We start from the raw sequence: 22,088 nt of genomic DNA on the forward strand, positions 1-22,088 counted from the left end.
ACATATACCTTTTCTTGAAAATATTCTAACATTATTAATTCTATATAAAATTTAATAGACTGATTTCTGATGAATCTTTATGAACCTAAGAATACTTAATCTGACTTCTAGAGCTATAAGAATCACAAGTACTCTAGTTTTGATTTTTATAGCTTATATACTATTTACGCAGATAAATCCTTTGAATATACAGCAAAGTAATTTAATTCAGTTTACGATATTGTATACACTATTCCTACTAGCAACAATCGCAATAGCTATTCCAATACCAAAAGCATTCGGATATTCCTTAGTTATAGGAACACTAATAATACCTATGTTAACATTAGCTATAATTTCATATGTAAAAAAGCTTGGAATATATGAAATTCTTGCACTTTTGATATTTTTTATTTTTAATGCAATATATCTCCCTATTTTAGGAAAAAAAGGAGGTTTGAAAATAGTAGTAACAACAATAATATTACTAATAATTATTGTATTTCCGAGCTTCACGCTTTCCTTGACAAAATTTCATTTATCAGTTATTTCTATCAATTCGATATATAACCTTCCAAAGCCATTTATTTCATTTATTAAAGAACCTATGAGTAAAGTATCTTTATATGGTATTTTCTCTACAATAGTAGGTGGTATAGGCTACATTTTAGCGAGTTTAAGAAAAACCTTTACGCCTGTTTCTAACTTAACTAGAATAACTATTCCTGTAATATTAGTTTCAGCCTTTACTTTCTTATCGTATAATTTACTAGGTAATATTTCAAGTTTTTATGGGCTATTCGAGTATAACATAATAGCCATAGCCATACTTTCCGCTGTTTTATTAGCATTCTATAACAAAAAGAATATTTACGGACTAATTATATCTGCAGTATCGTTTTCTCTATTGATATTATTTGTATTAGAGATGGTCTTTTCCTTATCGTTTACTTCTACATATCCTTTTTTAATTGAAAAAAATTTGCCATTATCATCAATAATATTTCCATTATTTCTAATCACAATAAGCGGAATAGCTTCACCTAGAGGGATTTTAGATCCAATTAGTATAAAGAAAAAGTTATTTACAGCATTAAGCAAAAATGAGTATGGAAAGGCTGGAGATTTTATATACACATTGCGTAGTCTAGGGATTTCAGAGACAGATTTATTTTGTGAGTTAATCAATAAAAGCAGAAACTGTAATTCTATCCTTTGGATGCAAGAAAAGTATAAAATAAATTACTCTAAATGTTCTAACCTTAGAGGTCTTGTGGATTGCATAATGTATAAAAACAGGATTCCTAGAGATATTGATGTAATTCTTGACATTTTATATAATAAGGATCTATCATATGCTGAAAAATTAGCAGGTTTTGTATTATCTAAAGGAACTAAGGACTATAGGGAAGAAAAAGCAAAAACGATAATCGCCAAAATTCTTGGAAATACCCAAACAGCTCAAAATAATACAAATACTCAAGTTCAAAGCAAACCGAACGACGAGAAAACTCCTCCTTTAGAAAAATGGGATCCTAATATATGGGTAGGAAGAGAGATTTATGGCTACAAAATTATTAAGGTCCTAGGAAATGGAGGAACATCATATGTTTTACTTGGAAGTAGATCAGGAAATAATCAAAATTATGCTATTAAGATACCTAAATTATCTGTACAGAAAAACGAAGCTACAAGGGCTAGTTTCACTACTTTCGATGATCTATCTAAAGAATCCTCAAAATTACAGGAAATGTCAGAAAAAAATAATGAAATAGTAAAAGTATATGGAACATTTGTAGACGTTAATACGATTAAAAGTATTACTTCAGGAAATAACACGTTAGATTATCTAAAGTCACCTCCTGCGATAGTAATGGAATTAATGGAAGGAGGAACATTAAACGACCTCATAAAAAATCAGATAGTTATTAATTCTACATATTGGACTAATATTGTTAAACTAATTTTCCTTAAAGTAGGATACGCATTAAGTTTTATTCATGCAGAAGGTTATGTCCATTTAGATGTAAAACCGGCTAACATATTTTTTAATAAGTCTCCTGGTAACTATGGAGAGATAATATATAATAGAATAAAATCTGGTGAAATATCTGTAAAACTAGGAGATCTAGGATCTGCAAGGAAAATAGGTGAAAGATTCTTTGAATATACTCCAGAGTATTGTCCAGTCGATCAAGTAAAATCGATATTATTTGGAAAAGGAGCAGATCCTTCAATGGATGTTTACGCTTTCGGTGCATCATTATATAAAGCATTAACTGGATATTCATATAATCCACCTGAAGTGGTAAATTTAATGGATAAAGCGATAACAGATTCATTATCGGGTCGTAACTTTAAAAAGTCTATAGAAGAAGCAGAAAATACCTATGCTACTTTCTATTCACAATTAAAAATCCCAGATGTAGATTTTTCTCTTCAAAAAATTATAATATCCACAGTGAACCCTGATCCTTTGAAAAGACCTAAAATGAAAGATATAATAAAAGAGCTATCTACTTAATGAATATCTTTTTTATTTTTGCTATCTTCTATTTCTTTTACCTTGTCTATATCTTTTATGGCCTCGTCTTCCATACCCATTTTCATGTAAGTCTTAGCTCTTCTAACGTAAGCACCCTTATAATTAGGATTTATTGAAATAGAACGAGTATAAAGTTTAACAGCTTCTTCAAACTTACCTTTCTTCTCTTTCATTATCCCTTTACCAAAATACGCCTCTGCATAGTAAGGATTGAGATTAATAGCAGTATCAAAATCCTTTTCTGCATCCTTATCATTATTCAAGGACATATGACATAATGCCCTATAGTAAAATAGATCTGCATCAAAGCCGTACAGTGATATTGCCTTACTCAGATCTTTTATGGAATCATAATAATTTCCCAAAAAATACTCTGTTATGCCCTTGATCTTATAAAAAATGGGAGAATTCAGATATTCTCCAGAGATCTCTTTTAATTCATCTAAAACTTTCTCGTATTGTTCTAACTTTAGATATGCCATAGCTCTAAGCAATCTAGCTTCTGGCTCATTTATTCCCTCTAATAACTGCAAGGCATCTGTATATCTTATTCTATTAATTAATATTTTTGCAGCATTAATTTTATCCCCTGCATTATTAAATGCTTCTAACGCTTCTTCTTCTCTGCCCATATCTAAAAGTATTTTACCTAATAGCTGATATGCTTCTTTAGAAGGATTAGAAGAAATTAGTTCTTGAATTTTTCTCAAAGCATAATTCAAGTTGCCAGAATTATACTGAGAAATTATGTCTTCTAGTTGTGACATTATTATTAATTATTCAGAAATACCTAAAAAATTATCTTATAAAAACAAGATTCAACTACTCCTATAAAGTATGATAAAAATTGATAATACTATTATAACACTTCCTATTATTTCATAAATATTAGGTATTTGGTGAAAGAAAATTATTGCTAGAATAGTAGCTACAACTGGCTCCAATAGACCTATAGTCTCTATAACATGTGGTTTTACATGTCCAGAAGATACTATTACCGATGTATGTCCTAAAAGGGTAGGAAGAGCTATTAGCCCCATTAAAGCAATAATAGAAATCATGTTTATTTTACCTACTCCATTTATTAACATTAAAGGTATCATAAATATCGAAGAAGAAATGTATATTGCAGAAGTTAATGAAATGGGGTCGCCTGCATCTTTTCTGCTTAAAAAAATGGTATAAAGGGAAATCATAAATGCTGAAATTATAGCAAATACATTTCCTTCAAATTCTCCTGGAATTATTGGATAATTTAAAATAATAACTCCTAAAAACGCAGTTAGTGCAGATATTATTTCCATTTTGCTTGGAGTAAATTTACTTAATGGATATAGCAATATGGCAAAAAGAGGAGAAGTAGAGACTAAAACTGTAGCGTCTATTATTGAAGTAATATTAACGCTCATTATGAATAATATCATATGAATAGCAAGTAAGAATCCAAAAGGCATTACCTTAATTATCTGTTTTAAATTAATCTTTCCAAAAGAGAGAATTAATCCAGCTATAAGAAATCTAAAGAAAGCTATAGCGGAAGGAGATAGATCGCATATTTTAATAAATATAGCGGCAGTACCAAATGATATCCCCCCAAATACAAGGAGGGTAAAATATTTGTTCATAATTCCATTCGAACAAAGCTTATTTTTGAGTTTTATGAATTACTAAAGTGGACATAGCAAAAGTCATTGGTGTAATAGTATTTATTAGCATTATAATTATAGAAATTTTTGTACTAAATGTTAATGAGATGCTAACACAAGGTATATATCAAATAACTAGTTTACCGAATGCCTTGAAGAATTTGTATTTTAAATTTTACTATTATAAAGGAGATTTAATATTATGCGCAAATAATCAAAACAATTTTAGTATAACTATTTATAATATATCTGGTAAATATACATATATAAAATCTCCTCAAACAGTACTTCCACATACAACGAAAAATATAACGATAGTAGTTACTAATTGGAATGAATTTATTAAAAGTTATGAAGATAATTCATATAATTTAACTACAAAACTTGGTTTTCTTGGACTTAACGTAACATCTTACTCGGTGATTTAGTAATGATGTATAAACTTACTATTGCTAGCCTAATATCTAATATCATTATAGCATTATTGCCATTTTATTGGTGGTATTATGGAACTGGAAATTTAATAGAAGTAGCCGATTCACCATTTATGCTTAACATAATTTTTATGGGATCTCAGCTGGAAATAATACAAATAGTAAATCTATTTCTCTTAGCTTTTAGATTTTACGTAATTATAGTATCAGGAATATACATATATTACGTCATAAAAGGGCAAAAGAAAACATACGGATTAATATTCTGGACTAGCTATTTATATATCTTAGATCCTATCGTATTTTATATAATATTTAATTATCTATTTCCCCTTATAGGTTATGGATTTCACTATCCATTTTTTATAATAGGAAAGGAAAAAGTAGATTTTACATATCAAAATACACTTATTTCAACTATAGTTTATAGTTATCCAAGCTCAGCTTACTGGATAAGCTTAGCTGCTGGTACAATATACCTTGCTTCAAGAATTTTTAAGAGATAAATCATGAATAATTTTCATAGCTACATTATAACCAGGAATACCCGTCACTTGTCCGCCTGGATAAGTTCCAGCACCAGTAATATAAAGACCGTCTATAGGAGACTTATATCCCCAACCTTTTACTGGCCTACCATCAAATAAGTAAGGTTCAATCATAGGCAAATGATTAATGTTGCCTGCAGGCAATATATACATTTTTTCGGCATCTTCTGCTGTAATTTTCTCTTCATATATCACCTCTCCTTTAATGAGCGATAAAGCTTCGTCTAAATCTCCCATCATTTCCATAACATTCCCCCCTAACGTTTTATCTAAAAGGGACGGTATTACGATCTCACCTGCATCGCAATCTATAATAGATGAAGCAAATGGTTCCAATTCTTTAGGCACTTTAGGCGAATCTTTAAATATTATGTTATATTTTACCCATCTATTTTTTCCTAGATGAAACTTAGCATCTAAATCTGCAAGTTTTACCGTCTCTGCAGGACTAGTAGCCGAAACTACTATATCAAAATCGCATTCTTTGCCATTAACTTTTACTCCTTTAGCCTTGTTATTGCTAATAAGTATTTTATCAACTTTTGAGCTAGTTCTTATATTTACGCCTATCTCTTCAGCAGATTTAGCTATTCTATCTGCTACAGTTCCCATTCCTCCCTCAACAAATGACCAGTCTGCATAAAAATACGAAACTAAATAAGCTGGAGAATTTTCCATTCCAGGATAAATAAAGAATCTATGCAGTTTTCTCGATAAGTACTTAGAAAGAAAATCTTTAGCAGAGGTTCTCATTAGCTCCTCTACCCCTATTTTTTCAGCTTCTTCTATTATCATTTCTTTTGATGGTGGAGAAGTTACGAAAGTAAATTTATCTTCTATTAATTTTTTAAATTTTTCTATTTTATTTTCAAATTCTTCAAACTTCTCTTCCCCTGCTTTTTTAAGTTCCTCTATTCTTTTCTTTTTATCTCTCCAAAAAGGAATAGGTTGATCAAGGTAAATCGTTTGTATTGGATCTTGCTCTATTACAGGTATTTTAAATTCATTAACTAAATTCTTAGGCATCAAACCAAGAACATAAGACGCTCTACTTATTTTGACTCCATTTATGATCTGGGTATCAGTCATTCCCCCTATTTTATTACTCCCTTCGAAAACAGTTACATCAAAACCTCTTTTCCTCAAATAATATGCTGAGATAAGCCCATTATGTCCAGCCCCTATGATAGCTATTTTCATAATATTATATTTTTGCGAAGAATCTTTATTATTTTATGGATCTAGCAGTTCTCATTGATGAGGCAGATAAGTATGCTAAGGAAAATTCTGTAGAAGGAATAATTGGAAGAGTAACTAGATTTGAAAGTGTAAAAATAGGAGAAACCCATTATGTTTCTATAGATATTTCGTTTGAGGATTATTTAAAAACTCAAGTAAGAAGAGGAGAATATCTAGCTATCAGGTCAATAATACCTAAAGTTACGATAGTAGGAATTGTAGATACAATAACACGATCCGATATGTTAGCATCTTTAAAAATTAGAGAAACTACTAACAATAGAGATCCATCTACAATAATGACTCCTACAACTATTCAACTTTCTCCAATTGCTGAAATAGACGATAAAGAGAAAGTAAGGCCTGCAGTTTCTCCTATAGATCCGCAATCTCCAGTCTTTAGACCTAAAGCAGAATTGTTAGAAAAAGCTCTTGGAATACCTATGAGAGGTGTAGTTATAGGAAATATCTACTCTGGAGGCGAAGAAATAGATGCTGAAGTTAGATTAGACGAAGATACTTTAAGACATCATTCCTTACTTATAGGAACTACTGGAGCTGGAAAAACTACTACATTAAAAGAAATAGTTAACGATGAAAACATTGAAAAACAGAACGTAATTTTCGATAGACAAGGAGATTTCGTACGATTTTCCATTTCGAAATTAGATGATACTACAATAATAATGCCAGTAACTAAACTTATGGAAGGAAAGGAAATTCAGGATTATGTAATAAAATTCATTGATAGATACTCTAATTGTAAGGATGTAGAATACACAGACAATAGTGTAGTCTTAGATTGTGGAAACAAAATACGTTTAGTTCCATACTCTATAAATTTTGGAGATATAATGAATAAGTTCCATAAACTTACACCGTATATGTCCTTAAGAGCTAGCATGGCATGGGAATCATTAATAAGAATAACTAAAAACAAAATTATAAAGGGTATATCGGAATATTTTTCCTTACCTAATAAAGATTCATATATAATTTTTATTACAGAAATACTTCCTAGAATATCTATAGAGAATTTGTATTCCGGGTATATAGAATTTGAATCTAAAAAACTCCCTACAAATAAAAGTAAGAAAACTCAGTTAATATCTACTAATGGAGACAAAATAATCATATCCACTAAAGACGCATTCTTTGACTCTGAAAAAGAACTAAAGCTTCCTAGCCAAACTACTGATGCCATAGAAAGAACATTAAAAGCGTATGGAGAATACGGAATATTTAATGTTGAAGGCAGTTACCAAAAACTCTCAGAAAAAATTCTCCAATCCAGAAATCTAATAATTGATCTTAGCTGGGTTCTTGATTATACTGCATCAATAGAAGCATTAAGTACTATAACATACAAGATTTTGTCAGATTTCTTTGATTTAAAAGATAAAAAATATAAAGAAGGAAAAAATGATATTTTAAGTTTACTTATAATGGATGAAGCACACGAATACTTCCCTCAAGGTGGAGAGGAAGTATCAAAAGAAATAATAGAAGAATTCTTAAATAAACTCATGAGGTTAGGAAGAGTTAGAAACATAGGAGTTATAATGGCTACGCATGTTCCAGACGATCTTAATCCACTTATACTACAATTATCAAATACTAAAATAATCATGAGAAATGAGCTAGAGATAATTAGAAAAATGTACGCAGACGAGTTTGCGGATCTCCTAATTAATGCACAGCCTGGAGTAGGTTTAATAAGAAGTATAAAATTCTCTAATGTGGTATTTAGATCTAAAATGATCTAACTTCAGTATCAAAAGCTAATTTATCATCATGTATTATATCAAGGAAAGATGAAGAAATCTCATATCCTATTATAAATAACGAAGAAGAGATTTTTTTACTTGCAGTATCTACTATTTCTATCCATGTTGGTATACCTCTACAACTAATCCTTGAAAATATACTTTTTATATATTGTAATGTATTTAAATTTAAGGACTCCACTCTGAAAAAAGATGATGGCCCTACTATTCTTTTTACAATAACATAATAAGCATATTTTGGAGGAACGTCTTTCAATATTCCCTCAACATTAATTTGATATGATAACATAAAAGGACCTAAAATACATATAGATTCACCTTTACATAATTTATGATAAAGTAATCTAAGTACTTCCGGATCAGTTATAGGAGGTAGCTTACCTAGAATTTTTTGGATTTCGTCTAGTTTATACAGTTTTTTAGAATTTTCTAATCTTTTTACTATTCCAATAACTTCTTTATCTTTTATTTTATTTAGTCTATCCCTAACTAAAGAAGCATAGGCTTTCCTATGGGTCTCCCTTGACATATTTCTAAATTCAAAAACATTCGTTAATTCTAATGGAGTAGGATATATAGGACCATCCATTATTATTAATCCGTTCATATCATCAATGGCCGAATTTTCTGACTCTAACCTTAATTCGTCAGCAACATCGTCTAATCTATAATCTTGATCAAAATAGTCTCCTATATAATTTCTTATAGCTATATGTTTTGTATTTATAATATCCTCTATTTTCGTTAAAATATCTTTATTTGCAGAAATTCCAAGAAATCTTATTTCCTTATCATATGGGGCTAAAATCAATCCCTCTTTTGTAGAGAAAGTAGCCATCCCAGTCATCACTATCCCTACAGTAGTATCCCTAAGATATCTCGTTGATGAATCTACACTAGATATTTCATTAACATGTTTTTCTTCAATTTCATTAAATTTATTACTAAGCTCAGAAAGAGATACTATTGAAAATTCCTCTCCGAACGCAGACTCTTCGTAATTTCTAATAACTTGAGGTAAAGTATTTTTTATAGATGATATCTCTCTCGAAATGGTGTAAATATAATTCCTTACTTGAGCTTCCGACAGCATAAAATAAAATCTTTAAAGAAATTTTTAATCTTTACGGAGTAAAAACTTTAATGTTTCCCTTATTTCGAGAGCAATCTTTTTACCTAATGGAGTTCCAGGACCTAAGAAGGATATATTACCGACTTTAGCTCCCACAGCTACAGCATCACTTACTGTCCCTGTAATTTTCATTGATAGATCCATTAAAGCTCCACTTTTTGCTTCTGTAACTGTCCTAATCAAATCAATAAGCCCGTTTATATTAACTCCTTCATCTAGAAATACTCCAATATTTATTGTCTTTCCTGCGTTTTCAGCACTTTCTCCTATTCCTGCACTTATTATAATTTTACCGTAATCAGTCTTCTTAAAAATGTAATTCTTAGCAGCAGTCATAAAAATAACAGTATTCTTACAGTCTATAAACTTAGAACAGTATTCATAAGCGTCTTTCCAAGGATTATCACTACAATAATTATGATCTACAAAGATTATCATAACCTTATTTACATACGAAATCCCTTCAGGAAAAAGTGCAGAAGTTAAAGAAAAATAATTCCCATTTAGATCATACAGAACATGCATTAAAAAAGAAATATAAAGGAATTAAAAATAACTTACTGTTTTACTTTGTTTATCTTTAATACTTTTTCAAATCTAGTTATTTTTAGATCGTTCTTTATTTCGGTTAATGAAGGTGCACTTAAGTACATTGCTACCGTAGATACAGCGTCATCAATACTTAGATTTTCGAAGTTTCCAGTTCTTCCTTTCAGTAATGTTAATACTACATTACCTAACCAACCTAATGTAGCTATATCTGCTATAAATGCTCCAGCTGTAGCTATTACTTCTGGTGTTATATATGCAGGTATTAAGGGGAATATCTCAGCCTTTCTTATTAAACCAGTTAAGCCTAAAGCGTCCATACCATATATTACCATTGTAGTTCCTATCATATATCCGATCATGTGAATCCAGCCTATTTTATTAGAATACCATTGCCTTCCAGTTAACATTGGTATCATGTAATACAATGTTGCAAATCCTGCTGGAACTATTGACCAGAATATCATAGCATGGAAGTGACCAGGCACCCACATACTATCATGGATTATAGCATCAAAACTTAAATCTCCGTTAGCTATCCCAGTTACACCTGCGGCTATTGAACCAGCAAAACTAATTGATATCCATGCAGCAATCAAGTTCATCTTAATATTTACGCCTTTTACTGTAGCCCATAAATTCAAGAATGTCATCATTGATGGTACTACTACACCATATGTTAATACTTCTTGTAATATCTTTATTCCTACTGGTAAGTTTACCATGTATAAGTGGTGTATCGGAACGTTATTTGAGAATACTAGGTATAATAGTGCAGCAATCCTAGCGCTTCTATCACTATAAATTGGCCTGTTTGCTAAAGTTGGAATAAGGTAATACATGGCACCTACTGCAGGCATCCAAGAAATGTAAACTATTGAATGCCATAATATACCGAATGCTATTTGGTTAGAAATTACGTTTAACCCTACTAATCCATAGTATGCTAAAATATCCCAAGTGTTAGCTGCTACTTCTCCGCTCCATCCAATAGCTATCATTAATGATGTCATTAATGCGAAAACTGCAAATATAGGTAATTTTTCTTTCATTGTCTTTGTTGCCAAATAGAAATGATAAATTAGCCATATTACCATTATATATACTCCTGCATCCATTAATTCCCAGCCGAAGAACCATAATGGACTAACAACTGCTTGAGAATAGTTTGGTACACCGTATGGTGATAAGTAATACCAACTGTTAGCTGGGAAATAATTATCATTAAATGTTGGAAATGCTACTATTGGACCTTCTATCAACATGAAAGCTATATTGAATAGAATGAATCCTATATTGAGGAACCATTTCATTCTTGGTTGCATATTTAGTATCCTAAGTGATAGAAATATGAAAATTGCCATTTCTAGTTGCACTGCAAATCCAAATAAATCCCTCATTGCATGTAATGCTATTGACGCATAATATTCTTGTGAAGTTATTACTAGAGAAGCTGTTGTAGCCCATGCCGCTTCTTGAATTCTAACCATTAATGCGTCAACTAAACCTAGCATTCCCCATATTAGGCTCATTACGATCATTGCCATAGTTATTCTCGATACCCAAGGTTTATCTAATTGAAATACAACATTAACAAGATTTACCAATCCTTTTGTAACTGAACTCATAAGGGAATATTAACACTATTCAATATTTACGTTTTCTCTCGTTTTAAGTATATACTATTATGAAAATTATTTTAAAAATTTTGACAAATTTTGAAAATAAGTTGGCCAGATCTTGAAAGTAATTGATTTTACATTATTTTATTAAAAATCATTTTAATGGAATAGAAGTATCTTCTAGTTGTTTTCTCTTTGTCTCTTTAGCAAAAATTAAAGATATAAAGAATGCTATGAAGCTAGTTGATGCAAAGAAAATTAGAGATGACGAAAATCCGATTATAGACACCATTTCAGGGAAGAAGTACACACCCAATATTGCTCCAATTCTACTAACAGCAGTTGCAAAACCTTGTCCAGATGCTCTAACTGATGTTGGAAATAATTCTGTTGGATAAAACAATGTTACTGCCCCAGCCCATTGCTCTAGTGCTACGAAACCCATGAAATATGGAACTAAAATTCCTCCTGTTATTCTTGTAATTCCGCCTAGGAATAGAAGTAATGCCATAGAGCCTAATCCTATTAAAAGCACTTCTCTTCTTCCTAGAGTATCTATTAGGCTTCCAGCTAATAGATATCCTAATAGGGCTGCAAAAGAAATTGCGATAGTTCCATAAATTACCTTATATGCTGAAGGAAAAGCAAATTGCTTCAAAATTAATGGATAATATAAACCTATACCATAAGCAGCAACATCGAATAAAAACCAGACTGATGAAGCAAATAGAGTAATATAAATTAACTTGCCTTTAAAGATATCGAAAAATCTTTCAGCTCCCTTGTTTTCATCTTCTTTACTAGGTCCTTCCTTAAGTAATCCTACTGAAACAAGCCATCGTGGAGATTCAGTTAACTTTAACCGTAAAAGAATAACTGGAATTGATATTATTGCTCCTGTTAGAAATACCCATCTCCAGAAATAAATACCTACTGGTAAGAATAATAAATTTGCAACATTAGCTAAAAGTGTTCCTACCCAATACATCGCTACAGAGGCAACTAGATATTTTCCCCTATTAGCCGAAGGAGAGATCTCTGACAACATAGTACTACTAATTGGATAATCTCCCCCTATACCTATACCTAACAATAACCTGGAGGCGAATAATTCAGCAAAATTTTGAGAAATTGCAGAAGTTAATGCAAAGAAAGAAAAGAAAAATAGATCTATACCCATAAGTTTCTTCCTACCCAATTTATCTGCTAAATTACCTAAAATTATTGAACCTATAACCATACCTATTAGAGAAGATGATACAACTAGACCTAACAATGGCGCAGTTAAATTCATTTCTTTTGAAATAAAGGTCTCTGCAAAAGATATTACTGATAGATCATATCCGTCCAAGAGAAAACCAGCAGAAGACACAAATAGAGTCTTAATTTTAACTCCAAAAGGCAGAGTATCAAAGTAACCCATGACTCTAAACTTTACATACCCTTTAAAAAACTATTTTTCTATAATTTTCATTTATACTTCTTTTTAACCCCTGCTAAAACAATGATGGCACCTAATATAAATAAGATAATAGCTAGAAAGAATTCTAAACCTAACGACGAATTATCTATTATTTCACTATATTTCAAAATTATAGGCTGAGATAGATTATTCACAATTTTTAGATGTCCATTATCACCTTGTACTACTAAGTTATTTCCTTCCTTAAATAAGGATGCGTTATTTATGTTTATATTAATATTAGCTACATCATGGAATAATACTACTGTAGGTTCTTTGAAATTTATGTTTAATGTCTCATTAGGTTGTAAAGTATCTACGACAGGTTTTGATGATAAATACCCAAAATAGATAATAGAAATAGCGAATATCATTATTAAGAGGCCCGCAATGACCAAACTCTTCTTCAATCACTCCACTATTTCCTCATTATAGAATTGATTATATTATAAAGCTTACGGTCATGCTTCAAACCCAGGAAATTTTATTTTAATTTTTATTCTTTCCAATGCACCCCACATTGCTGCAGAATTTTCTGTTATAATAGGAATACCCAAATCTTGATAAAGATATTGTGCTGCCTCATAAGTCGATAATGCAGTACATGCAATATAAACAGCATCTGCTTTAAGAACCTCTACTAAATGCTTCTTAACGAGTCTATATATCGTAAATATAGGAGTATTAGAAATATCAACTCCTCTTATTTTTCCTAATCCATCAAAACCAGTAACTTCAAAACCATTATTTTTTATCCATTCTACCTCTTCTAAGGTTCTTTCTTTTATATATGGAGTGCCTACCCATACTCTTTTGATACCTAGTTTTTTCAGTATCCTTATAACTTCCTCTTCTGGTATTACCACGTTTTTTATAATATCTTTTATAATATTAACGTGCTTATGCGTACCATATGTTCTACCGTAAATAACTACATCTGATACTTCTTGTATTAGAGAATATGTTTCTTTTATTTCCTTTTCGAACGCATTAACGTCAGTTGGTTCACACCCCTTAGTAGGCTTCATTCTAGTAGTATGTATAGTAACTCCTTCAGGAGCCATTTTCCATAAATCGTATTCCATCGCCGCGTTATTAGAAGGTAAGATTAAACCTATTCTTCCTCTTCCGCCTGGCATACTCAATTATTAAATTCTCATTTTGTTTAAGTTTAGCTGTGGATCTGGATAAGAAAATAATGAAGGAAATAAAGGGTTTCTTTCAGTATTACAAGAAGGGAGACGATGATATATTAGAAGAAGCTCTAAGCAATGTTAGTTATGAAAAAGGAAAAGTGAAAATAAGAGATGAAGAGATAAAGGTTGAAAAGAAAAAAGATAGTCTTGGAGTATTTTTAGCTAATATACCCTACGCAATTTTAGGCGAAGGAGAACTTCACTGGGATTTACCAGAAAAAGTGACTAAGGTACAAGGCGACGCACTTAAACTTGTAGAAATTGGAGGATTAAATGAAGTAGCAACCCTAGAGACTTATTTAATTATGGAAATGGCATTACGTTCGCTATATACACAATGGATAGGTGAAGTAGCTGTCATAAAATACAAGCAAAAGAAGGTAAAAGTTAAGAATACTGATTACAGAAAACTGAAATTATATTTACTAAAGAAAGGTTGGAGTAAATACAAAGTTAAAATAAATAACGAAGCTTTCCCATATTCGCAAGGTTCTTTATTAGCATGGGCTGAAAGTTTTATGGATGAAAAAACTAGTTTAGCATTTAGACTATCTATAAATGTTAGGAATCTTTTAGCTCACGGAGAAGTTGAATGGAATTTATATCCTACAAGAAGTAGTATTGAATCAGCATCATTTGCATCATGGTTACTTTTCCAAAGGCTTCAAAAGTCTAAATAGCCTTAAAGAAAACTTCTCCATTAATTTCGTATTTTTTTATTGGAATCTCATAGAGTTCTGAAAGAATATCTTCTGTAACATCTTTTGGATTACCTTGAAATACTATCTTTCCACCTTTAATTAAAATAACATTATCGGCTATTTGTATCATATTAACATCATGAGTAGTTATTAAAAATGTTTTATCTTTTATCTTTTTTATTACTTTCATTATAATAATTGAGTTTCTCATATCTAAACCAGACGTAGGTTCATCCATAATAACTAAGTTTCCTTCAGAAAGGGCTTTTGTTATTAAAACAATCTTTTTTTCTCCAGTACTTAAAGTTGAGAAATCACGATTTAAGTATCTTTCTACATTTAAAAATTGTATATATCTTTTATATCTTTCTAAAGTATACTTTCCACCAGAAAGAAGAACATCAATTACTTTCATTTGTACCTCAAAAAATTCTGCAGGTACATAAGACTTGTCCTCGTTTACAACAATTTCACCACCAGATGGTTTTATCATGCCTATTATTGTCCTTAATAGTGTAGTTTTCCCAGATCCATTAGGGCCTAAAATTAAATTAATTCCTTTATTTATTTCAAGGTTTATTTCCTTTAAAATTTCCTTGTTAAGTATTTTTACATTAAGTCCCTTGATTAGCAATACCCTTCACCAGCACATAAATAATTATAGGCGATGCTATGAGCGAAGTAATTGCTGTTATTGGTATTTTAAAACCTAAACTACCATCAGCTACTAAATTACTTAATAGTAGTACCGAAGATCCAAGTAGTGCCGAAAACGGTATCAATTGCGTTGAACTTCCACTAAAGAATCTTCTAACTATATGAGGAACTATTATTCCTATAAATCCTATTATTCCTACTTGAGAAACTATATATCCAGTTATTATACTTATTATGGAAATCCAGAATATTCTGAATTTTGATGGATTTAATCCAGAAGAATAAGCCATCTCATCGCTTATTGATGCTAAATCTATTTTTCTCGAAAATTTAATAGCTAAAAATATAATAGAAAAGGATAATAAAGCAAGAATTATTACATAATTCCATCCTATTACTTGAATATCTCCAAGTAACCAGAAAACTAAAGGAGGAACTTGAGGATATCTAATTTCCATAAATGTTAGCAAAATAGTGATTAATGAAGAAAAAATATATGAAATTACAACACCGCCTATAACTATACCATATACCCCACCTTTCCTACCTATAGCTATGGTTAAGAATGTTGAGAATAATGCAAAAACAAATGCAATAACAGGAGAAACATAAATTATCCAACTAAAAGGTAAATTAAACGCTAGCAAAAAATAAGATAATACTGCACCGAAAGCCCCTCCAGACGCAGTACCGCTAATATATGGATCAAGTAAAGGGTTTCTTAAAAGTAATTGCATTATAGCACCAGAAATAGATAACACTGCACCAATAATTGCTGCAGAAATTACTGTTGGCAATCTTATTTCAAGAAATATTATTTTGTATACTCCTTCAGGTCTAAATATGTCCTGAATAGGAATTTTTACTGAACCATAAATTAAAGATAATAAAAAAGAAAGCATTAAGATCAAAACAAAAAACATTATCTTTAGCTTCATTTAAAACACCGGTAAATCTGGATTTATGTTCTTTATTATCCATGACGTATTAATGTATTGAGGAGCCTCGCCATTAATAATTAACTTAATCATTTGAATGGAGTAAACTGCTAAAGGACCAGGTTCATTCATTAGATTTGCAGGCATTCCTTCGGATAGAATATATATTCTGTGTTCTTTATACGCTGTTACATTTTGTATTCCCGGTAAATGTGAGATCAAATATTCGGTATAACTAACGTTATAAATTTCTTGAACAATTATGACGTGAGGATTACTTTCTATTAGTTGCGATGGATCTAACACTGGATAATCAGAATATCCAGCAAAGACGTTTATCCCTCCTGATAACGAAATAATATTGCTAATGAAAGTATTACCTCCCGCTGTATAAAACTCTTCATTAGGACATATCCATAATAAATAAGCTACTGTAGAATTTCCACTCGTTGTAAAATTGCTTATTTTAGAATTCATCCAGTTTATTAATTCCTGGCTTTGATTAGTAGAGTTAAATATGTTTCCTAAATATTTTATGGAATCTTCTATTTGATAAAAGTTTGAAGCATAATCATTATTAGTTAGAACTAAGTGGAGACCACTAGCGTTGAGTTTTCCTACATAGGAGCCTAAAAGTCCAATCTCTCCCACGACTTTTGTTGGATTTAATGAAACAATTCCAGAAATATTAGGAGGATAAATTTGTTGAAATATGGTAACATTTGATGGCAATTGTGATGTCATATTTAGATATTTTAAAAGTTGATAAGAATATTCATCAATTCCAATTATATGTTTACCTAGACCTAAAGAAACTAATATTTGAGTATCACTAGGAGCTAAAGATACTATTCTTTGAGTATTTTGTTGAGCTGTGATTATTACAGATGATGGAGATTTTGTTTTAATATAATCATATAATGTTAATCCAGCTATAGCTACTAAAACTACAATGAGAATAGCTATATACTCTGATTTCATATTCTTTGGATAGCCTATCCAACTAATAAAATTTTCTAATGTTTATCTTCTCTTTCACATTTAGCTCTATAATCACAATAATCACACTGCCATCTCATTTCAGGATTATTCTTAGCCTCTGCTGATGGAAGAGTTTTCCTCATAAGATAATTATGTAGATCTTCTACTCGCTTTACAGTTTCATTATATAAATCTTGGTCAAATTCTACTTCAAATTCTTCAATCTCGAAATTCCCTCTATCTACATAGAGAAGTATACCCTTAGAGTTAGGAAATGCCTTAAGATATAGATTCAGTTGGGCCCTATGTTCCTTTTTAGGTATATATCTTTTTAGTTTCTTCTCTTCTACGTCTTCTACAGTTTTCACTTCAATGACATATCTAGTTCTTCCTACCGAAACTAAGATTATGTCATCGGCTCTTCCAGTTATGACTATATTGTCTGATGGATGTGGTATTCTAACGGGTACTTCGCTCATTACTTTTATATTTTCCTCTTTTTTTAAGATATCCGCAATAAATTCATGAATTATTGTACCCAAGATAGTTATTTTAGCACTGTCTAAAGTTTGAGGTATTGGAGAAATTCTGGAATAATACTGTTTCCTCATGCAATTCCAAATTTGTGAAGGCCAATATTCGCCTTCATAAAATTCTGAAATAGAAGTTGAACTTAAGTGTTTGTAAATTATTTCCTTAACTACCATAATATATAATTATATGAATTATTTTTATCTCTATATGAAGGTTTTTACGGTCTAAAAAAAGTTTTTAATCTTAAAGTTTTGGCTATAATTTGAGATTTCTTGGAGAAGAAGGAAATATGGAACAAATTTCTTTTACCAATAATGGAGAATTTTGCTGCTCCTTATTCCGTCTTAAGGAGAATTTTCCCTCAAATATTTTTACTTGGATTAATAGTATATTTCAATTCACTAATATTTGTATATTTTCAGCATCTAGACTGGATATCTGCAATATACGCAGGCATAAATGTAGTAACTACTGTTGGGTTATATGCACCAAATATAAATCAAATGCCAAGTACAGAAAAATTATTCCTTACAGTTACAATAATATTCGCAGTAGGATTGTACGCAAGTATGGTGCAATCAATAGTATCCACAGTAGTGAAAAGGAGTACATGGTTAGATGCCAAAGCTAGATGGAGGGGATCGCATATGAGATCACATACAGTAGTTATAGGGAAAGGAGAAGTAATCCTAAGTTCTGCAAAAAGATTAGAAAAATTGGGAGTAGATTACGTAGTTTTAACGTCGTCTAAAGAAATTTCTGATTCATTAAAAAGTGATAGAGTAATTCTAGGTGATCCGACAAAGGATAAAGATCTTCTAGATGCAGGTATAATGGAAGCTAAAAACGCGATTATATGTATGGATGACGACATGAATACCTTATTAGTAACTCTAAAAGTTCAAAAGCTAAATCCTCCGTTAAGTGTAATAGCTGTAGTAAAAAACGAGAATATAGCAGATGAGTTCAAGACTGCAGGAGCAGACATTGTAATACCTTATGAGGAAATAGTAGGCAGAATAACAGCTGCAGCAGCAGTGTCAAATAACGTAGCTGGTTTAATTTTCTCAATGAATAAAGTAAGGGAAGATATAGTCATTGGAGTATTTGATATAAAAAACAAAATAATGATTAAGGACTTACCTAAAGAAGTTATACCTCTTGCAATAGTTAAAGACGGAAAAATAAATCCATACTTTTCTAAAGATACTGAATTAGAACAAGGAGAATCATTAATAATTTTAGGTAATCCTTCTTCTTTTAAAAGAGTAAGAGATATCGTAGGTTAAGAAAAATCGTAGCTATATGTTACCATTAGTTCTGCTTCCTTATCAAATTCTCTCATTTTATCAGTATATCTTTTTATTTCTTCCATATCATTGGCAATATTAACAAATATACCTGCTTTATTGTCGCTTATTTCCCTAAAGTTTATTTCAGAAAAAAGTTTTCTAGCGATTTCCACGTTTTTAGTAAAAATAGCAAACATTGAAATACCTGCTTTATTCAAGTCGACTACTGGAATTAATCTCATAAAATTTTTATTAATTAAATATCTTATATGTCTTCTAACCGTTTTTGATGAGACTTTAATTTTCTCAGATATTTGAATGCTTTCTATCTTTGGGTCATCCTTCATTATTGAAACTAATTTAAAATCAAAATTGGACGGACTATAAGGATACTGCGTAGGAATATATATCATTTCTGGTGTCCCTAATTCTTCTGACATGGAATTTATTTTAGATTTAAGATCTTCAATACTTTTGGACTCTATTTCATAAATGGTAGTTCTTTCCAGACATTCGAACTTGGCAATATATTCTCCGTTCCAATTTTTGTAGTTTTTAAATGCTACATATCCGTGATATTTCCCATAAAAATTAGGATTTATGTACAGAGAAATTTTCCTTATTATTCCATCAGATAGTAATTTATCAATCCTATAATTTACTGCAGGAGGTGATATACCTAGCTTTTTAGCTATAAATCTTTGAGAGGAGTTATAATCCTTTAATAGCATAAGTAAAATCTTTCTGTTTAATTCGTCCATACCATAAATATGTAAAAGAAAAATATATGGTTTGATTATTATCATGCTTAACAAAAGTCACCAATTTTTATTAATACAATAAAAATTTTATGTAAAATAGCTTTTAAGCTTTTTAGCAAAGTTTAAGCTCATGGCAAGAAAATATTGTCCAATATGCAAAAAAGTTGTAGACGAAAAACTAGTTAAAGAAGGTAAAAAGGTTACTAAAATGTGTCCAAATTGCGGTTATATCTTTATTTCGTACGAGATAGGAAAAGGATATATCGAATCAAATAACGATAAAAAGTTCGAAGAAAAAACCGTTTCTAAATAAAAAGTTTATTTATCCTAACTATTTTTCTTCTCTTATGCAAACTCTTACAGAAAAGATACTTAGTAGGGCTGCAGGAAAAAACGTATCTCCTGGAGATGTAACTGAAATCAACACCGACATAGTAGCTTTTCATGATCTAACAGGATATCATGTTATAGAAGTAATGGAGAAAGCTGGATTAGAAAAAATATTTGATAAATCAAAGATAGTAATAGCTTTTGATCATTTAGCTCCTCCCCCAGATATAAGGAGTGCGGAAATTCAAGAATACATAAGAAAATTCGTAAAAAGTATGGGATTACCAAACTTTCACGATATAAATTTTGGAATATTACATGAGATATTAATAGAGAGATACGCAAATCCTGGTCAAGTAATAGTTGCAGCAGATAGTCATACTACAACTTCTGGCGCAGTAGGTGCATTTGCACAAGGTATGGGAGCTACTGATATAGCAGCAGCTGTAATTACTGGAAAAACTTGGTTGATGGTTCCAGAGCCATTCAAAGTTAATCTAAAAGGAGAACCGGCAAAATGGATTAATGGCAAGGATGTAGCTTTGAAAATTTTAGGTGAATTTAAGGCTGACTATTTTAATGGTATGTCAATAGAAGTGCACGTAGAGAATCCAAAAAGTTTCCCAATGGATTATAGAGCTACCGTATCAAATATGGGAATTGAAATGAACGCTGATGCTCTAATGTTTGTACCCGATGAAGAGACTATAAATTACATTAAAACAATGAGAGGATATGAACCACAAACGGTAAAGCCAGATGAAAATGCAAAGTACACAGATGAATATGAGATTGAGTTAGATAAAATGGAACCTTTAGTAGCTGCTCCTTCAAGTGTAGATAACGTTAGAACTGCAAGAGAAGTTGAAGGAACTGAAGTAGACCAAGTATATATAGGCTCATGCACTAATGGGAGATTAAGTGACTTTGAAACTGCAGCAAAGATAATGAAAGGAAAGAAAGTAAAAAGTAGATGCATAGCGATACCTGCTTCTTATGAAATGTTTAAGAAAGCAATGGATTTAGGATATATAGAAACGTTAGTAAATTCTGGTTGTATAGTAACATATGGAACTTGCGGTCCATGTTTAGGTGGTCATTTCGGAGTAGCAGGACCTGGAGAAACTATAGTATCTACAAGTTCTAGAAACTTCAAAGGAAGGATGGGTAGCGTAGATTCTAAAGTATACTTATCAGGCCCTGCAGTCGCAGCTGCAACTGCAATAGAAGGAAAAATAGTAGATCCGAGGGATGTAGAATGATAGTAGAAGGTCCAGTTATGAAATTTGGAGATAAAATAGATACAGATATTATAATTCCAGCAAGACACTTGAAATATACAGATCCACAATATTTGGCTCAACATGCCATGGAACCTATAGATCCTGAGTTCTACAAAAAAGCGTCAAAGGGCGTAATAATAGTTGCAGGGAAGGTTTTTGGAATGGGATCGTCTAGGGAACAAGCTGCAATAGCACTTAAAGCTGCTGGTGTAAAAGCCATAATAGCAGAAAGTTTTGCCAGAATATTTTACAGGAATTGTATAAATAACGGACTTCCAGTAGTAGTATTACCTAAAGCTAAAGACGAAATTAAGGAGGGAGACAATGTCAAGGTTAATGTAGAAACAGGAGAAATAATTGTGGGAAATAGAGTACTTAAAGGAAGAGGAATATCAGGAATGGCATTGGAAATTCTAAAATCTGGTGGATTAATGGATTATATAAAAAGCATAAAATAAAATATATAACAATT

General features: G+C 31.0%; 23 protein-coding genes. 9 read left to right on the forward strand and 14 right to left on the reverse strand.

The features are described 5' to 3' along the window. Positions 1–79 precede the first annotated feature (79 nt). Positions 80–2,503 (forward strand): protein kinase domain-containing protein, encoded by a 2,424-nt coding sequence (locus tag DFR85_RS21540; protein WP_168367133.1) that lies wholly within the window; start codon positions 80–82, stop codon positions 2,501–2,503. On the opposite strand, the gene DFR85_RS21545 is transcribed toward DFR85_RS21540, so the two are convergent. Together DFR85_RS21545 and DFR85_RS21550 are read right to left on the reverse strand one after the other, a co-directional pair. After that, positions 2,500–3,291: a tetratricopeptide repeat protein gene (locus tag DFR85_RS21545; protein WP_110270040.1), complete on the reverse strand. Its 792-nt coding sequence runs from the start codon at positions 3,289–3,291 to the stop codon at positions 2,500–2,502. The two genes, DFR85_RS21540 and DFR85_RS21545, sit on opposite strands and share 4 nt — an antisense overlap. A 51-nt stretch (positions 3,292–3,342) precedes the next feature. Further along, positions 3,343–4,149: a DMT family transporter gene (locus DFR85_RS21550; protein ID WP_168367134.1), complete on the reverse strand. Its 807-nt coding sequence runs from the start codon at positions 4,147–4,149 to the stop codon at positions 3,343–3,345. 47 nt (positions 4,150–4,196) lie between these two features. Here DFR85_RS21550 and DFR85_RS21555 point away from each other — a divergent pair, with 47 nt between their 5' ends. Further along, positions 4,197–4,598, forward strand: a complete 402-nt coding sequence (locus tag DFR85_RS21555) for a hypothetical protein (RefSeq protein WP_110270041.1) — start codon at positions 4,197–4,199, stop codon at positions 4,596–4,598. Positions 4,599–4,600: 2 nt separating this feature from the next. Beyond that, the gene (locus DFR85_RS21560; RefSeq protein ID WP_168367135.1) at positions 4,601–5,110 is read left to right on the forward strand and encodes a hypothetical protein; all 510 of its coding nucleotides are present in this window, start codon (positions 4,601–4,603) and stop codon (positions 5,108–5,110) included. On the opposite strand, the gene DFR85_RS21565 is transcribed toward DFR85_RS21560, so the two are convergent. Beyond that, a complete protein-coding gene (locus DFR85_RS21565) occupies positions 5,090–6,352 on the reverse strand; it encodes a phytoene desaturase family protein (RefSeq protein WP_110270043.1) in 1,263 nt (420 codons plus the stop codon). The two genes, DFR85_RS21560 and DFR85_RS21565, sit on opposite strands and share 21 nt — an antisense overlap. 35 nt (positions 6,353–6,387) lie before the next feature. On the opposite strand from DFR85_RS21565, the gene DFR85_RS21570 reads away from it, so the two are divergent. After that, complete coding sequence (locus tag DFR85_RS21570) at positions 6,388–8,157, forward strand: helicase HerA domain-containing protein (protein ID WP_168367136.1); 1,770 nt, start codon at positions 6,388–6,390, stop codon at positions 8,155–8,157. On the opposite strand, the gene DFR85_RS21575 is transcribed toward DFR85_RS21570, so the two are convergent. The 6 genes from DFR85_RS21575 to DFR85_RS21600 all read right to left on the reverse strand — a co-directional run bounded on the left by DFR85_RS21575 (position 8,144) and on the right by DFR85_RS21600 (position 14,082). After that, positions 8,144–9,271: a DNA double-strand break repair nuclease NurA gene (locus tag DFR85_RS21575; protein WP_110270046.1), complete on the reverse strand. Its 1,128-nt coding sequence runs from the start codon at positions 9,269–9,271 to the stop codon at positions 8,144–8,146. The two genes, DFR85_RS21570 and DFR85_RS21575, sit on opposite strands and share 14 nt — an antisense overlap. A 24-nt stretch (positions 9,272–9,295) precedes the next feature. Beyond that, positions 9,296–9,835, reverse strand: coding sequence for an adenosylcobinamide amidohydrolase (locus DFR85_RS21580; protein WP_110270047.1), 540 nt, complete (start codon positions 9,833–9,835; stop codon positions 9,296–9,298). Between the two features lie 32 nt (positions 9,836–9,867). After that, positions 9,868–11,487 (reverse strand): cbb3-type cytochrome c oxidase subunit I, encoded by a 1,620-nt coding sequence (locus tag DFR85_RS21585; RefSeq protein WP_110270048.1) that lies wholly within the window; start codon positions 11,485–11,487, stop codon positions 9,868–9,870. Between the two features lie 148 nt (positions 11,488–11,635). After that, the gene (locus tag DFR85_RS21590; protein ID WP_110270049.1) at positions 11,636–12,904 is read right to left on the reverse strand and encodes an MFS transporter; all 1,269 of its coding nucleotides are present in this window, start codon (positions 12,902–12,904) and stop codon (positions 11,636–11,638) included. Between the two features lie 47 nt (positions 12,905–12,951). Then, positions 12,952–13,317 (reverse strand): hypothetical protein, encoded by a 366-nt coding sequence (locus DFR85_RS21595; RefSeq protein ID WP_110270050.1) that lies wholly within the window; start codon positions 13,315–13,317, stop codon positions 12,952–12,954. An 87-nt stretch (positions 13,318–13,404) separates the two neighbouring features. Next, a complete protein-coding gene (locus DFR85_RS21600; RefSeq protein ID WP_110270051.1) occupies positions 13,405–14,082 on the reverse strand; it encodes a maleate cis-trans isomerase family protein in 678 nt (225 codons plus the stop codon). 38 nt (positions 14,083–14,120) lie between these two features. Here DFR85_RS21600 and DFR85_RS21605 point away from each other — a divergent pair, with 38 nt between their 5' ends. Next, positions 14,121–14,819: a hypothetical protein gene (locus DFR85_RS21605; protein WP_246253034.1), complete on the forward strand. Its 699-nt coding sequence runs from the start codon at positions 14,121–14,123 to the stop codon at positions 14,817–14,819. On the opposite strand, the gene DFR85_RS21610 is transcribed toward DFR85_RS21605, so the two are convergent. Genes DFR85_RS21610 through DFR85_RS21625 form a run of 4 tightly spaced genes read right to left on the reverse strand, consistent with a single transcriptional unit; the run spans position 14,812 to position 18,123 of the window. Then, the gene (locus DFR85_RS21610) at positions 14,812–15,474 is read right to left on the reverse strand and encodes an ATPase, T2SS/T4P/T4SS family (protein ID WP_110270052.1); all 663 of its coding nucleotides are present in this window, start codon (positions 15,472–15,474) and stop codon (positions 14,812–14,814) included. The genes DFR85_RS21605 and DFR85_RS21610 overlap by 8 nt on opposite strands. Next, a complete protein-coding gene (locus DFR85_RS21615; protein ID WP_110270053.1) occupies positions 15,455–16,435 on the reverse strand; it encodes an iron ABC transporter permease in 981 nt (326 codons plus the stop codon). The genes DFR85_RS21610 and DFR85_RS21615 overlap by 20 nt, the downstream gene beginning before the upstream one ends. Continuing rightward, positions 16,436–17,416: an ABC transporter substrate-binding protein gene (locus DFR85_RS21620; protein WP_110270054.1), complete on the reverse strand. Its 981-nt coding sequence runs from the start codon at positions 17,414–17,416 to the stop codon at positions 16,436–16,438. Positions 17,417–17,451: 35 nt separating this feature from the next. Continuing rightward, positions 17,452–18,123 carry a CRISPR-associated protein Cas4 gene (locus DFR85_RS21625; protein WP_110270055.1) on the reverse strand — a complete coding sequence of 224 codons (672 nt, stop codon included), beginning with the start codon at positions 18,121–18,123 and terminating at the stop codon, positions 17,452–17,454. Positions 18,124–18,222: 99 nt separating this feature from the next. Here DFR85_RS21625 and DFR85_RS21630 point away from each other — a divergent pair, with 99 nt between their 5' ends. Next, entirely contained in the window at positions 18,223–19,239 is a 1,017-nt protein-coding gene (locus DFR85_RS21630; protein ID WP_110270056.1) for a potassium channel family protein, read from the forward strand. Here DFR85_RS21630 and DFR85_RS21635 read toward each other — a convergent pair. Continuing rightward, positions 19,236–20,003, reverse strand: coding sequence for a winged helix-turn-helix transcriptional regulator (locus tag DFR85_RS21635; RefSeq protein WP_110271798.1), 768 nt, complete (start codon positions 20,001–20,003; stop codon positions 19,236–19,238). The genes DFR85_RS21630 and DFR85_RS21635 overlap by 4 nt on opposite strands. 130 nt (positions 20,004–20,133) lie before the next feature. On the opposite strand from DFR85_RS21635, the gene DFR85_RS21640 reads away from it, so the two are divergent. The 3 genes from DFR85_RS21640 to DFR85_RS21650 are packed head-to-tail and all read left to right on the forward strand — an operon-like array spanning position 20,134 to position 22,074. Continuing rightward, entirely contained in the window at positions 20,134–20,316 is a 183-nt protein-coding gene (locus DFR85_RS21640) for a hypothetical protein (protein WP_110270057.1), read from the forward strand. Positions 20,317–20,350: 34 nt separating this feature from the next. Continuing rightward, a complete protein-coding gene (locus tag DFR85_RS21645; RefSeq protein WP_110270058.1) occupies positions 20,351–21,595 on the forward strand; it encodes a 3-isopropylmalate dehydratase large subunit in 1,245 nt (414 codons plus the stop codon). Continuing rightward, the gene (locus tag DFR85_RS21650) at positions 21,592–22,074 is read left to right on the forward strand and encodes a 3-isopropylmalate dehydratase small subunit (RefSeq protein WP_110270059.1); all 483 of its coding nucleotides are present in this window, start codon (positions 21,592–21,594) and stop codon (positions 22,072–22,074) included. The genes DFR85_RS21645 and DFR85_RS21650 overlap by 4 nt, the downstream gene beginning before the upstream one ends. Positions 22,075–22,088: the final 14 nt, after the last annotated feature.

The sequence above is a fragment of the Acidianus brierleyi genome (genome assembly GCF_003201835.2).
Taxonomy (GTDB): domain Archaea; phylum Thermoproteota; class Thermoprotei_A; order Sulfolobales; family Sulfolobaceae; genus Aramenus; species Aramenus brierleyi.